This is a genomic window from Actinospica durhamensis, from assembly GCF_018139695.1.
In the GTDB taxonomy this organism is placed as follows: domain Bacteria; phylum Actinomycetota; class Actinomycetes; order Streptomycetales; family Catenulisporaceae; genus Actinospica; species Actinospica durhamensis.
Genome location: NZ_JAGSOG010000247.1, coordinates 1 through 12,965, shown reverse-complemented (window position 1 = coordinate 12,965; position 12,965 = coordinate 1). Strand labels below are relative to the sequence as shown.

The following is a 12,965-nucleotide window of genomic DNA, read 5'->3' as shown; positions in this document are numbered from 1 at the left end:
CGCGGGCATCGGGGCCGGCGCGTGGGCGGGCCAGGGGACGGCGACCTGCGGCTGCGGCGGGACGACGCGCTGGCCGGGCAGCTCGGCCGCGGCCGGGTACGCGGCGGCCTCCGGCTCGTAGGCCTGCTCCGGAAACTGAACCGGAACCGGAACGTGAACCGCCTCCGCCTCCGGCTCGAGCTCCGGCTCCTCGCCGTCCACGGCCTCGGGCTCGATCCGCACGCCGCGGGCCGCCCAGAACGCCGCGCCGGGGCTGGTCGGCTGGTCCTGCTCGGTCACGACTCGTCCTCCTGGTCGCCGTATTCGCTCTCTGCAATGCCGGTGAGTTCGGTGATGTCGGAGAAGTCGGCGCCGCGCTCCGGGCCGGGCGCCGCGTCCGCGCCCTCCACCAGGGAGGCGTCCTCCTCGTCGAAGCCGCCGTCCACCTCGACGTCGCCGGAGTCGTCGCCGGTCCAGTGCACCGTCAGCTCCGCGTACGCCGTCTCCTGGTCCTGGTCGAAGCCGACCGCGCGCTCCCGGAAGAGCTCGAGCAGGGCCAGGAACCTGGCCACCACGTGCAGGGTGTCGGGTGCGTCCTCGACCAGCGTCTGGAAGGTGGCGGAGCGCAGCACCCGCAGCTTCTCCACCACGATCGCGGCCTGTTCGCGCACCGAGACCTGGATCTGGTGGATGTGCGCGATGGACACCTGCGGCGCGACCTTCGGCGTCATCGCCTTGACGGCCAGTTTGGCGAACTGCTCCGGGGTGAGCGCGAAGACGAGTTCCGGCAGCAGGTCGCGGAACTCGGCCTCCAGCGGCACCGAGCGCGGGTGGCGCAGCGAGCCGTGCGCGTACCGCTCGGCCAGCCTGGCCGCCACCTGCTTGTACGCGCGGTACTGCAGCAGCCGGGCGAACAGCAGGTCCCTGGCCTCGAGCAGGGCGAGGTCCTCCTCGTTCTCGACCTCGGCGGACGGCAGCAGCCGGGCGGCCTTCAGGTCGAGCAGGGTGGCCGCGATCAGCAGGAACTCGCTGGCCGCGTCGAGGTCCCAGTCCGGGCCCTGGGCCCGGATGTGGGCGATGAAGTCGTCGGTGACCTGCGAGAGCGCCAGCGTGGTGACGTCCAGCTTGTGCTTCGCGATCAGGGAGAGCAGCAGATCGAACGGGCCCTGGAACTCGGCCAGGTGCACCCGGAAGACGCTCGGGTCCTCCGGCTCGGCCTGCGCCGCGGACGCCGGCCCGTGCTCGGCGGCGTCCGCCGCGGCCTCGGCCACACTCTGCTCCACGTCATCAACTCTATTACGCGGCAGGTGCACGCTCGTGCCACCGTGCCGAGGCGGCTGCGCGCGCCTACCGCTGCCGGTAGCACTCCGTCCGCAGCACCCGGACCAGGCTGGAGTCCTCGCCGTGCTCGGTGAGGTCGGCCAGGACCAGGTTCACCGCCTCGCGCACGATCCGGCCCCGGTCCACGACGAGCCCGTGCCCGGTGCGCAGCATGATCCTGGCCTGTTCCAGGCCGACGAGCTCCTCCGGCGAGACGTACACCGTGATCTTCTCGTCGTGCCGCTCGCGCCCGGAGGCCCGGCCCGAGGACCGGCTGCCGGCCGAGGAGGCCGGCAGCCGTGGTGCGGCCGAGTGCGCGGGCGGCGGCGCCTGGTGCAGCGCCTCCTCCGCCTCGTCCTCGTCCTCCACCGGGTCGGGCACGGCCCGCAGTCGCGCCGCGGTGTTGCCCAGCGTCACGGGGCCGCGCCCGAACAGCTCGTCGGCCCCGGGCATCCTCACGCGACGGGGCACCGCGCGAGCACCTCCCTCGCCAGCTGGCGGTAGGCGGCGGCGCCGACCGAGCTCGAGGCGTAGGAGGTGATCGGCTCGCCGGCGACCGTGGTCTCCGGGAAGCGGACGGTGCGGCCGATCACGGTGTGGAAGACCTGCTCGCCGAAGGCCTGCACGACCCGGGCGAGCACCTCCCGGCTGTGCACGGTGCGCGCGTCGTACATGGTGGCCAGGATGCCGTCGAGCTCGAGCTCGGGGTTGAGCCGCTCGCGCACCTTCTCGATCGTCTCGGTCAGCAGGGCCACGCCGCGCAGTGCGAAGAACTCGCACTCGAGCGGCACGATCACGCTGTGCGCCGCCGTCAGGGCATTGACGGTGAGCAGGCCGAGCGAGGGCTGGCAGTCGATGATGACGTAGTCGTACTCGCCCAGCGCGGGCTTGAGCGAGCGGGCCAGCGCCGACTCCCGGGCCACCTCGGTGACCAGCTGCACCTCGGCCGCGGACAGGTCGATGTTGCTCGGCAGCAGGTCCATCCCCGGCGTGATGGTCTTGAGCAGGATGTCCTCGATCGTCACGCCCCGCTCCATCAGCAGGTTGTAGACGGTCCGGTCCAGCTCCATCGGGTTCACGCCCAGGCCCACGGACAGCGCGCCCTGCGGGTCGAAGTCGACCAGCAGCACCTTGCGTCCGTACTCGGCCAGCGCCGCGCCCAGGTTGATGGTCGAGGTGGTCTTGCCCACCCCGCCCTTCTGGTTGCACATCGCGATGATCTTGGCCGGGCCGTGCTCCATGGCGGGGCGCGGGGCCGGGAAGCGCGGCATGGGCCGCCCGGTCGGACCGACCCGCTCACGCCGCTGCGTGGCCGGGTCCGGGGCCAGGGTGGCCGCGTACTCGGGATCGGGCTCTATCTCCGCGTCCGGGTCGAACCCGTCCTCATAGCGCAGCTCGTCGTCGATGCCGTATGGATCGTCGATCTCGACGTCGCCGGCCCAACGGCCGGCTTGACCGCCCGAAGCCGTCGTCATGGTCGAATCAGTCACCTGCCGGTCATCCTCCCAGGCCCCCCAGTTCGTAGATTGGCGTCTTGTCGTCACCGCGGCCGCGCATGCGCGCCGGTGGCCGGTGGACGACGCCCGCCGGGTGCGAGCTGTCGTACTCGCACGCCCTAGTGTCCACCGCTCCGGGTGCAATTGTCGACCTATCGACTCGCTCACTTCACCGCGTCCCTCCGGGCCGGACGGGGCAGACTCTAGACAATATGGTGCAATGAGAGCAAAGAAGCATCGCCCGTGCGGGCTAACGGCCGCAGACTGTTGCAGATTTGTCGACAAGTCTCCTCGGTGGGGTCATCATCTGACGGGGCGTCGGTCGGTGCGGGAGGTCCGCAGACGGACTCATCCGTTCTCTGATGTCCTGATTCCCGTATGCTGCAACCCGACTTTTCGTTCACGGAGGGGATCCATGTGAATCAACGTAAGTTCGCCACGCCGGACATCGTGCTCGCGGCTGCGGGGCTCGTCGCGCTCATCTCGACCTTCCTGCCCTGGTATAAGGCCACGGAGTCGGGCAGCGTGGGCGGCACGTCGCAGAGCGCGACGCTCACCGTGAACGGGTGGAACAGCCCCTCCCAGGGCACGCTGGACGGCCAGACGATCACCGGGCCGCTGGTCTGGATCGCGATGCTGCTCCTGCTGATCTTCGGCATCCTGGCGCTGCGCGCGCTGTTCGCGCCGCAACTGGTTGCCGGCAAGCTCTACTACCAGATCGGCATCGGCGTCGGGGCGCTGAGCGTGATCCTGGTGGTGGTGCGCTGGCTGACCTTCTTCAAGCCGCCGTCGGACGAGGACGGCATCACGCTGAACGTCTCCTCCGGCGCCGACTTCGGGCTCTACCTCGGCCTGCTCGCCGCGCTCGCGTTCGCGGGCGTGTCGTTCTGGGGCATGGGGCAGAGTGCCGCGGCCCCCGGCGGAGCGCTCGGTGCGCCGGCCTTCGGTGGCTACCCGGGCCAGCCGCAGCAGCCCCAGTTCGGTCAGCAGCCTTACGGCCAGCAGCAGCCGCAGTACGGCCAGCCGCCGCAGCAGCAACCTCAGCAGCCGTACGGTCAGCAGCAGTACCCGCAGCAGCCGCAGCAGCCTTACGGCCAGCCGCCGCAGCAGCCCCAGTACGGCCAGCAGCCGCAGTATCCGCAGCAGCCTTACGACCAGTCGCAGCAGCAGCCGCAGTACCCGCCGCAGCCGCAGCAGCCGTACGGCCAGCAGCCGCCGCAGTATCCGCAGCAGCCCCAGCAGCCTTACGGTCAGCCGCCGCAGCAGCCGCAGTACCCCCAGCAGCCGCAGCAGCCCCAGCCTCCGTACGGCCAGCAGCAACAGCAGCAGCCCCCGCAGCAGTGGAGCTGAAAAACGCAGCGCCCCGGTTCCGCCGCACACGGAACCGGGGCGCTTTCGCATGCCCCGCTGGGAGTTCGTGCTCTCGCGCCCTGAGGGCCTAGGAGAGCACCTCGTCCAGCTTGAGGTAGCCGAGCCCGTGAGCCTCGGCGACCGGGGCGGAGGTGAGCTCTCCCTGGTGGGTGTTGAGACCCAGGGCGAGCGCGTGGTCCGCGCGGCAGGCTTCGCGCCAGCCCTTGTTGGCCAGCTCCACCGCGTACGGCAGGGTGACGTTGGTGAGCGCGAAGGTGGAGGTGTTGGCCACCGCACCCGGCATGTTGGCCACACAGTAGAACACCGACTCGTGCACCTTGAAGGTGGGCTCGGCGTGCGTGGTCGGGTGCGAGTCCTCGAAGCAGCCGCCCTGGTCGATGGCGATGTCCACCAGCACCGAGCCCGGCTTCATCCGGGACACCAGCTCGTTCGTGACCAGCTTCGGCGCCTTCGCGCCCGGGATCAGCACCGCGCCGACCACCAGGTCGGCGGTCAGGCAGGCGCGCTCGAGGTTGTAGGCGTTCGAGGCCTGCGTCTTGACCCGGTTTCCGAAGACCTTGTCGGCCTCGCGCAGCTTGGTGATGTCGCGGTCCAGCAGGGTCACGTCGAAGCCCATGCCGATCGCGATCGTGGCCGCGTGCCAGCCGGACACGCCCGCGCCGACGACCACGCACTGGGCCGGGGTCACGCCCGGCACGCCGCCCGGCAGCACGCCGCGCCCGCCGGAGAAGCGCATCAGGTTGTAGGCGCCCACCTGCGGGGCGAGCCGGCCGGCCACCTCGGACATGGGGGCGAGCAGCGGCAGAGCGCCGTTGGGCAGCTGCACCGTCTCGTAGGCGATGGCGGTGGTGCCGGCCGCGAGCAGCGCGTCCGTGCACTCGCGCGAGGCGGCCAGGTGCAGGTAGGTGAACAGGGTCTGGTCGGGACGCATCCGGTGGTACTCGGAGGCGATCGGCTCCTTGACCTTCAAGATCAGCTCGCCGGTGGCCCAGACCTCGTCCGCGCTCGACAGTATGGTCGCCCCGGCGGCGGCGTACTCCTCGTTCGGGATCGAGGAGCCCACACCGGCGTCGGTCTCGACGTATACCTCGTGCCCGTGCCCGACGAGCTCGTGTACCCCGGCGGGGGTGATCGCCACGCGGTATTCGTGGTTCTTGACTTCTCGGGGAATTCCGACCTTCACGACGAACCGTCCAAGAGGGGGGAAGCTGGTAGGGATCTGCCACGCAGCCTAATGCGCTCCCCACCGCGAAACGCCTTACATCGTGCAGCGCGTTTCCAGCAAGCCCCGACGGAGTGTCGGCCGGTTGAGTCTTGCTTCCGAGGAAAAGAACGTCCCTGGCCTTGGGAAGCAAGGCCAGGGACGCGGAATCGGTCAAATTCAGAAGGGGCGGGCGGACCATGGCGCGTCGGCGGGTCGCAGCGCGTCGATCCCGCCCGGACGGGCCAGCGCCGCGGTCAGCGCGCTCACCCCGACCACGATCGAGGAGGTGGTGATCTCCCCGGCGAGTACGTGCTCGAACATCTCGGCCAGCGGCACCCACTGGGCCACGATCCCGGCCTCCTCGGCCTCGCGCACGAAGCGCTCGCCGGTGGCCTCGCGCACGCCCCGGGCCACGAAGACCCGGCTGGCCTCGTCCGAGGTGCCCGCGGAGTTGCGGTAGTCGGCCAGCACCCGCCAGTCGTCCGCGACCAGGTACGCCTCCTCGAACAGCTCCCGCTTGGCCGCCTCCAGCGGGTGCTCGCCCGGCTGGTCGAGCAGGCCCGCGGGCAGCTCCCACATCAGCAGGCGCACCGGGTGCCGGTACTGACGCAGCGTCAGCATGCGGTCCTGATCGTCGAGTGCGATGACGGCCACGGCGCCGTGGTGGGTCGTGTACTGCCGTCGCGCCTTCGTGCCGTCGACCATCCGCACCAGGTCCTCGCGGAAGGCCGTGATACCGCCCTCGGCCAGCACTCTGCTTTCCAACACCGGCCAGTGTTCGGGGTAGTCCTCGAAGCTGTACTTCACCATGGGGGAATTGTGCCCGTCCTACGCGGTGGCCGGGCGTCCGGTGCTCTTGGCCACCGCGGCGGCGACCAGGCCGACGAACAGCGGGTGCGGGCGGGTCGGGCGCGAGCGCAGCTCCGGGTGCGCCTGGGTGGCCACGAAGTACGGGTGCGTCTCGCGCGGCAGCTCGATGAACTCCACCAGGCGCCCGTCCGGCGAGGTGCCGGAGAACACCAGGCCGCCCTCGGCGATCCGGTCGCGGTAGGCGTTGTTCACCTCGTAGCGGTGCCGGTGGCGCTCCTCGATCTTGGCCGCGCCGCCGTAGACCTGGCGCACCAGCGAACCCTCCTGCAGCGCCGCCGGGTACAGGCCAAGGCGCATGGTGCCGCCGAGGTCGCCGCCGGCGAGGATGTCCACCTGGTCGGCCATGGTCGAGATCACCGGGTGCGCGGTGTTCTCGTCGAACTCCGACGAGCCGGCGCCCTCGATCCCGGCCAGGTGCCGGGCGGACTCGATCACCATGCACTGCAGGCCCAGGCACAGGCCCAGGATCGGCACCTTGTGCTCGCGGGCGTACTTGACCGCGTTGATCTTGCCCTCGATCCCGCGCACGCCGAAGCCGCCCGGGATGCACACCGCGTCCACGTCCGACAGGGCCTTGGCGGCGCCCTCGTCGGTGGTGCACTCGTCCGAGGGCACCCACTTGATGTTGACCCGGGTGTTGTTGGCGAAGCCGCCGGCCCGCAGCGCCTCGGTCACCGACAGGTAGGCGTCCGGCAGGTCGATGTACTTGCCCACCAGCGCCACCGAGACCTCGTGCTCGGGCTCGTGCACCCGGCGCAGCAGCTCGTCCCACACCGTCCAGTCCACGTCCCGGAACGGCAGGTCCAGCCGGCGCACCACGTACGCGTCGAGGCCCTCGGCGTGCAGCACCTTCGGGATGTCGTAGATGGAGGGCGCGTCCGCGGCGGTGGCCACGGCGTCCTCGTCCACGTCGCACATCAGCGAGATCTTGCGCTTGATCGACTCCGGGATCTCCCGGTCCGCGCGGCACACGATCGCGTCCGGCTGGATGCCGATGGAGCGCAGCGCCGCCACCGAGTGCTGCGTGGGCTTGGTCTTGAGCTCGCCGGACGGGCCGATGTAGGGCACCAGCGAGATGTGCAGGAAGAAGCAGTTGCCGCGGCCGATCTCATGGCGCACCTGCCGGGCCGCCTCGAGGAACGGCAGCGACTCGATGTCCCCGACGGTCCCGCCGACCTCGGTGATCACGATGTCCACGTCGGCCGCGTCCATGGCCAGGATCCGGGACTTGATCTCGTTCGTGATGTGCGGGATGACCTGGACCGTGTCGCCGAGGTACTCGCCCCGGCGCTCCTTGGCGATCACCGAGGAGTAGACCTGGCCGGTGGTGACGTTCGCCGAACCGTGCAGGTCGGTGTCCAGGAAGCGCTCGTAGTGGCCGATGTCCAGGTCGGTCTCGGCACCGTCGTCGGTCACGAAGACCTCGCCGTGCTGGAACGGGTTCATGGTGCCGGGATCGACGTTGAGGTAGGGGTCCAGCTTCTGCATGGTCACCCGCAGCCCGCGGGCTTTGAGCAGAGCGCCCAGACTCGAGGCGGTCAGACCCTTCCCGAGCGAGGAGGCGACGCCGCCGGTGACGAAGAGGTGCTTGGTCTTGCTGGACACTGCCAACGCGGGGCTCCCGTGGGGGTTTCGAGGGGTGGCCGGGTGGGGCACGGCCTTACGCATCCACGGGCTACCAGCTTATCAGCGATCCGGACCGGGTTCGTCAGCGGGTGTACTCGTCCGGGTGACCCCCGCCTCAAGGTACGCGCGTTGGCGGGCCGGGACCCGGCCCGGATACGCTGGCTCCGGCGTCCCGCCGCGCGGCGCGCGGGCGAGGCTCACGGCACGACGAGGCGGGTGGAACCCATGGCGGTCAGGGCGGTGCGCGGCGCGGTCCAGGTGGCGGCGGACGAGCGCGAGCTGGTGCTGGCCGGAACCACCGAGCTGGTCGTGGCCCTGTTCGAGGCCAACAGCCTCACCCCGGACGACGTCATCTCCATGGTCTTCACCGCCACCCCCGACCTGACCAGCGAGTTCCCCGCGCTGGCGGCCCGCGAACTGGGTCTGGCCGACACCCCGCTGCTGTGCGCCGCCGAGATCGGCAAGGCGGACGCGCTGCCCCGGGTGGTGCGCATCCTCGCGCACGTCGAGACGATGCGCTCCAAGCAGGAGGTCAGGCACGTCTATCTGGGCGGCGCGGCCGCGCTGCGCCGCGACATCGCGCAGTGAGCCCGCGCCCCCGAGCCGGATTCCGAACGACACGAGGGAACTGATGAAAACGGCGGTAGTGATCGGCACCGGCCTGATCGGCACGTCCGTCGCGCTGGCCCTGAGCCGTCGCGGCGTGCTGGTGCTGCTCGAGGACCGGGACGTGGACGCCGCGCGCACCGCCGCCTCGCTCGGCGCGGGCACGCTGCTGGCGGCCGAAGGCCCCGGGGCGCCGGCCGACCTGGCCGTGCTCGCGGTGCCGCCCGCGCACGTGGCCGCGGCGCTGGCCTCGGCCCAGCGGCGCGGCCTGGCCCGCTGCTACACCGACGTGTGCTCGGTCAAGGCCGCCCCGGTGGCCGACGCCGCGGCCCGCGGCCTTGACACCTCCGCGTACATCGGCGGGCACCCGCTGGCCGGCCGGGAGAAGTCCGGGCCGCTGGCCGCCCGGGCGGACCTGTTCGAGGGCCGCCCCTGGGTGCTCACCCCGACCGCGGAGACCGGCCGGGACGCGCTCAACCGCGCGCTCGAGCTGGTCTCGCTGTGCGGTTCGGTCCCGGTGGTGATGGACCCGGCCGAGCACGACCGCGCCGTCGCGCTCATCTCGCACGCCCCGCACCTGGTCTCGGTGCTGATGGCGGCCCGGCTCGAGCACGCCGCCGAGGACGCCGCGCGCATCGCCGGCCAGGGCGTGCGCGACGTCACCCGGATCGCCGCGGGCGACCCGGCCCTGTGGCAGGAGATCCTCAGCGCCAACGCCGGCGCCGTCGCCGACGTGCTCGAGGAGTACGCGGGCGACCTCGGCGCGGTGATCGCCTCGCTGCGCGCGCTCGCCGAGAAGGGCGCCGCGCTCGCCCCCGAGGCCTCGCTCGCCCTGGTCGAGCGGCTGCACCGGGGCAACGCCGGGGTGGCCAGGATCCCGGGCAAGCACGGCGCGCCCCGGGCCGCCTACGTCCCGGTCCCCGTGGTCATCAGCGACGCCCCGGGGGAGCTGGCCCGGCTGTTCGCGGCGGCCGGCGCGGCCGGGGTCAACATCGAGGACCTCACCATCGAGCATTCACCCGGTCAGCCGGTCGGACACGTCACCCTGTACGTTGATCCGGACGCCGCCTCGGCCCTGTCCGGGCGGTTGGCCGAGCGCGGCTGGACCGTGCAGGCCTGAGGGGTACCGGAGTTCTAAGCGAGGAGTGGGGCGTGGCGGTTGCCGAGGACGGGCGCGGCGGCGGGATCGTGATCGCGATCGACGGACCGTCGGGCTCGGGGAAGTCCAGCACCTCCCGCGGCGTGGCCCGCCGGCTCGGGCTGCGCTACCTGGACACCGGCGCCCAGTACCGGGCCATGACCTGGTGGATGCTCGAGCACGGCGTGGACCTGGCCGACGGCGAGGCGGTGGCCGCCGCGAGCCTGCTGCCGCGGCTGGCCTCGGCCACCGATCCGGATGGGTACGGCATCACCGTGGACGGCCGGGTGCTGGTGGACGAGATCCGCACCGGCGCCGTGGACGCCGCGGTCTCCAAGGTGGCCGGGGTGCGCGCGGTGCGCACCCGGCTGATCGAGGCGCAGCGCGAGTGCGTGCGCACGGCGGTGGCCGAGGGCGTCGGGATCGTGGTGGAGGGCCGGGACATCGCCGAGGTGGTCTGGCCGATCGCGCCCGTGAAGGTGTACCTGACGGCGGATCAGGCCGTGCGCGCGGCCCGGCGCGAGGCCGAGCACGCCGGCGCCGGACGCGGCACCGAGGCCGCGGCCACCCTGGCCGAGCTCGCCCGCCGCGACGCCGAGGACGCCAAGACCACCCGCCCGCTCGACGCCGCCCCCGGCGCGGTCGTGGTGGACGGCACCCACCTGAGCCTGGACGAGGTCGTGGAGGAGATCGTCCGGCTGGCCAAAGGGCAGTGAGGGCGCGCTGACCTCGGCCTGGACCCCCGGCGGAGCCGAAGTGGCTTCGAGACGTGTCCGGGACCAGGCACAATAGACGGGTAAGCATCCCGGCCGGTGAGGATCCAGCGCATGTACGACGAAGAGTTCGAGCTCGACGCGCCCTTCGACGCGAGCGAGTTCGTCGACGAGTACGGCAATGCCGAACCGCTGGACCTGAGCGGCGCGCTCGAGGCCGAGCTGGACGAGGCGGGCGGCCCGTTGCCGGTGCTGGCCATCGTGGGGCGGCCCAACGTGGGCAAGTCCACCCTGGTCAACCGGATCCTGGGCCGCCGCGAGGCGGTCGTGCAGGACGTGCCCGGCGTCACCCGCGACCGGGTGTACTACGAGGCCAACTGGTCCGGACGCCGGTTCATCGTGGTCGACACCGGCGGCTGGGAGGTCGACGTCGACGGCCTGGACAAGCGCGTGGCCGAGCAGGCCGAGATCGCGGTGGAGCTCGCCGACGCGGTCGTGCTCGTGGTGGACACCACGGTCGGGCTGACCGACACCGACGAGGCCTTCGTCCGGGTGCTGCGGCGCGGCAAGAAGCCGGTCGTGCTGGTGGCCAACAAGGCGGACAACCCGCAGCTCGAGGCCGAGGCCTCCACGCTGTGGTCGCTCGGCCTCGGCGAACCGCACCCGGTCTCCGCCATGCACGGCCGCGGCTCCGGCGACCTGCTCGACGCGATCTTCGCGGCGCTGCCCGAGCGCCCCCCGGCCGAGCTGCTCGGCGCCCCGCTCGGCGGCCCGCGCCGGGTGGCCCTGGTCGGCAAGCCCAACGTGGGCAAGTCCTCGCTGCTCAACCGCCTCGCCGGGGAGGACCGCGTGGTGGTGGACTCGGTCGCCGGCACCACCCGGGACCCGGTGGACGAGCTGATCCAGCTCGGCGGGCGCACCTGGCGGTTCGTGGACACCGCGGGCATCCGCCGCCGGGTGAACCAGACCTACGGCGCGGACTACTACGCCTCCCTGCGCACCGCCGCCGCGATCGAGAAGGCCGAGGTCGCGGTCGTACTGATCGACGTGAGCGAGTCGATGGCCGAGCAGGACCTGCGGATCATCTCCAAGGTGGCCGAGGCCGGGCGCGCCCTGGTGATCGCCTACAACAAGTGGGACACCCTGGACGAGGAGCGCCGCTACTACCTCGAGCGCGAGATCGACCAGGAGCTGGTCCAGGTCCAGTGGGCGCCGCGGGTGAACATCTCGGCCAGCACCGGCCGGCACGTGGACAAGCTGGTCCCGGCGATCGAGGCCGCGCTCGACGGCTGGGAGACGCGCATCGCCACCGGCAGGCTCAACGCCTTCCTCGGCACCCTGGTCGCCGAGCACCCGCACCCGGTCCGCGGCGGCAAGCAGCCGCGCATCCTGTTCGGCACCCAGCCCTCGGCCAAGCCGCCGCGCTTCGTGCTGTTCGCCTCCGGCTTCCTGGAGGCGGGCTACCGCCGGTTCATCGAGCGTCGGCTGCGCGAGGAGTTCGGCTTCGTCGGCACCCCGATCGAGCTCTCGGTGCGGGTGCGGGAGAAGCGCGGCAACCGCAGCAAGAAGTAGGACCTGAACGCACAAGGGCGCCGACGGCCAAGCCGTCGGCGCCCTTGTGCATGCGGAGACCCGGTAGCGGAGACCCGGTAGCGGTGTCTCGGCGGCGCCGTCTCAGTAGGCGAGAGTGAAGCGCTCGCCCACGTGCTTGCCGGACTCGGCCTCGTCGATCAGCGCGACGGAGTAGTCCTCGGCCGAGATGAAGCTCTTGCCGTCCGCGTCGCTGACCAGGCCGTCGCCGCCGAGCCGGAAGGTCCCGGTGCGCTCGCCCGGCGCGATCTCCGCGGCCGGGCTGAGGTAGGACCAGCGCACGTCGGTGACCCCGCGCAGCTTCTCGAGCACCTCGGCGTGCGCCAGGGACTCGCTCTTGTACGCGTCCGGGAAGCCGGGCTGGTCCACCAGCCGCGCCCCGGGCGCCACCTCGAGACTGCCCGCGCCGCCCACCACGACCAGCCGCGGGGCGTCGGTGCCGAGCGCGCGCAGGCCCTCTACCAGGCCGCGCCCGACCGCGTCGTACGCGGCCGTCTGGTCCAGGCCGGGACCGCGCTGCGAGACCGCGCTGACCACCACGTCCGCACCCTCGGCCAGCCGGGTGACCGTCGCCGGGTCGGTCACGTCCCCGGTCGCCACGGTCAGGTTCGGGTCGGTGGTGGTCACCCGCGCCGGATCGCGCACCACCGCGACCACCTCGTGCCCGCGGGCCAGCGCCTCGGCCAGCGCCCTGCTCCCGATCATCCCGCTGGCTCCGAACAGCACGATCTTCGCCATAGGTCTTCAGTCCTCCGTCTTCCTGGTGAGCCACCCGAACGCTCCGAGTGCGGCTGCGTCGAACAGCGCGATCACCGCGCCCATCGGCGCCGCGTCGTGCCGTCCGCCCAAGCCTACGAGCGGAGAGGCCAGCGCGCCCAGGATGTAGGGCGTGGGCCCCAGCAGCGAGGCCGCCGCACCGGCCGCGTCGCCGTGCCCGGCCAGGCCCAACGCCCCGGCGTTCGGCAGGACCAGGCCCAGACAGGCCACGTTGACGAACAGCAGCGGAAGCAGCACCGGCAGACCCGCCCCGGACACCGCCGCGATCCACACCC

General features: G+C 72.0%; 12 protein-coding genes and 2 pseudogenes. 5 read left to right on the top strand and 9 right to left on the bottom strand.

The features are described from left to right. The 4 genes and pseudogenes from KDL01_RS32260 to KDL01_RS32245 all read right to left on the bottom strand — a co-directional run. Positions 1–279 (bottom strand): annotated as a pseudogene (locus KDL01_RS32260) (hypothetical protein); the annotation flags it as partial. Beyond that, positions 276–1,262, bottom strand: a complete 987-nt coding sequence (locus tag KDL01_RS32255; protein WP_307846715.1) for a segregation and condensation protein A — start codon at positions 1,260–1,262, stop codon at positions 276–278. The gene KDL01_RS32255 and the pseudogene KDL01_RS32260, both read right to left, overlap by 4 nt. Positions 1,263–1,326: 64 nt before the next feature. Continuing rightward, positions 1,327–1,752, bottom strand: coding sequence for a cobyrinic acid a,c-diamide synthase (locus KDL01_RS32250; protein WP_307846717.1), 426 nt, complete (start codon positions 1,750–1,752; stop codon positions 1,327–1,329). Between the two features lie 2 nt (positions 1,753–1,754). Next, positions 1,755–2,774: a ParA family protein gene (locus tag KDL01_RS32245; RefSeq protein WP_438802002.1), complete on the bottom strand. Its 1,020-nt coding sequence runs from the start codon at positions 2,772–2,774 to the stop codon at positions 1,755–1,757. A gap of 438 nt (positions 2,775–3,212) precedes the next feature. On the opposite strand from KDL01_RS32245, the gene KDL01_RS32240 reads away from it, so the two are divergent. After that, positions 3,213–4,145 (top strand): hypothetical protein, encoded by a 933-nt coding sequence (locus KDL01_RS32240; RefSeq protein ID WP_212532453.1) that lies wholly within the window; start codon positions 3,213–3,215, stop codon positions 4,143–4,145. Positions 4,146–4,233: 88 nt separating this feature from the next. On the opposite strand, the gene ald is transcribed toward KDL01_RS32240, so the two are convergent. The 3 genes from ald to pyrG all read right to left on the bottom strand — a co-directional run bounded on the left by ald (position 4,234) and on the right by pyrG (position 7,908). Beyond that, positions 4,234–5,349 (bottom strand): alanine dehydrogenase, encoded by a 1,116-nt coding sequence (gene ald / locus KDL01_RS32235; protein WP_212532452.1) that lies wholly within the window; start codon positions 5,347–5,349, stop codon positions 4,234–4,236. Positions 5,350–5,547: 198 nt separating this feature from the next. Further along, positions 5,548–6,180: an NUDIX domain-containing protein gene (locus KDL01_RS32230; RefSeq protein WP_212532451.1), complete on the bottom strand. Its 633-nt coding sequence runs from the start codon at positions 6,178–6,180 to the stop codon at positions 5,548–5,550. Positions 6,181–6,198: 18 nt separating this feature from the next. After that, positions 6,199–7,908 (bottom strand): CTP synthase, encoded by a 1,710-nt coding sequence (gene pyrG, locus KDL01_RS32225; protein WP_212532450.1) that lies wholly within the window; start codon positions 7,906–7,908, stop codon positions 6,199–6,201. 183 nt (positions 7,909–8,091) lie between these two features. On the opposite strand from pyrG, the gene aroH reads away from it, so the two are divergent. From aroH to der, 4 genes are all read left to right on the top strand, one after another. Then, on the top strand, positions 8,092–8,454 hold the full coding sequence (gene aroH, locus KDL01_RS32220; RefSeq protein WP_212532449.1) for a chorismate mutase: 363 nt from the start codon (positions 8,092–8,094) through the stop codon (positions 8,452–8,454). A gap of 43 nt (positions 8,455–8,497) precedes the next feature. After that, positions 8,498–9,592: a prephenate dehydrogenase gene (locus KDL01_RS32215; RefSeq protein ID WP_212532448.1), complete on the top strand. Its 1,095-nt coding sequence runs from the start codon at positions 8,498–8,500 to the stop codon at positions 9,590–9,592. 32 nt (positions 9,593–9,624) lie between these two features. Then, positions 9,625–10,326 carry a (d)CMP kinase gene (cmk, locus tag KDL01_RS32210; protein ID WP_212532447.1) on the top strand — a complete coding sequence of 234 codons (702 nt, stop codon included), beginning with the start codon at positions 9,625–9,627 and terminating at the stop codon, positions 10,324–10,326. 111 nt (positions 10,327–10,437) lie between these two features. Then, the gene (der, locus tag KDL01_RS32205; protein ID WP_212532446.1) at positions 10,438–11,895 is read left to right on the top strand and encodes a ribosome biogenesis GTPase Der; all 1,458 of its coding nucleotides are present in this window, start codon (positions 10,438–10,440) and stop codon (positions 11,893–11,895) included. A gap of 102 nt (positions 11,896–11,997) precedes the next feature. Here the strand turns inward: der and KDL01_RS32200 are convergent, their stop codons facing one another. Together KDL01_RS32200 and KDL01_RS32195 are read right to left on the bottom strand one after the other, a co-directional pair. Then, a complete protein-coding gene (locus KDL01_RS32200) occupies positions 11,998–12,651 on the bottom strand; it encodes an NAD(P)-dependent oxidoreductase (protein WP_212532445.1) in 654 nt (217 codons plus the stop codon). A gap of 6 nt (positions 12,652–12,657) precedes the next feature. After that, positions 12,658–12,965, bottom strand: a pseudogene (locus KDL01_RS32195) (Bcr/CflA family drug resistance efflux transporter); the annotation flags it as partial.

Excerpts from the sequence above, each read along its gene's own strand:
- KDL01_RS32230 (WP_212532451.1), bottom strand. The coding sequence starts at position 6,180 with ATGGTGAAGTACAGCTTCGAGGACTACCCCGAACACTGGCCGGTGTTG.
- KDL01_RS32215 (WP_212532448.1), top strand. The coding sequence starts at position 8,498 with ATGAAAACGGCGGTAGTGATCGGCACCGGCCTGATCGGCACGTCCGTC.
- der (WP_212532446.1), top strand. The coding sequence starts at position 10,438 with ATGTACGACGAAGAGTTCGAGCTCGACGCGCCCTTCGACGCGAGCGAG.
- KDL01_RS32200 (WP_212532445.1), bottom strand. The coding sequence starts at position 12,651 with ATGGCGAAGATCGTGCTGTTCGGAGCCAGCGGGATGATCGGGAGCAGG.
- pyrG (WP_212532450.1), bottom strand. The coding sequence starts at position 7,908 with ATGCGTAAGGCCGTGCCCCACCCGGCCACCCCTCGAAACCCCCACGGG.
- KDL01_RS32245 (WP_438802002.1), bottom strand. The coding sequence starts at position 2,774 with ATGACGACGGCTTCGGGCGGTCAAGCCGGCCGTTGGGCCGGCGACGTC.
- KDL01_RS32250 (WP_307846717.1), bottom strand. The coding sequence starts at position 1,752 with ATGCCCGGGGCCGACGAGCTGTTCGGGCGCGGCCCCGTGACGCTGGGC.
- aroH (WP_212532449.1), top strand. The coding sequence starts at position 8,092 with ATGGCGGTCAGGGCGGTGCGCGGCGCGGTCCAGGTGGCGGCGGACGAG.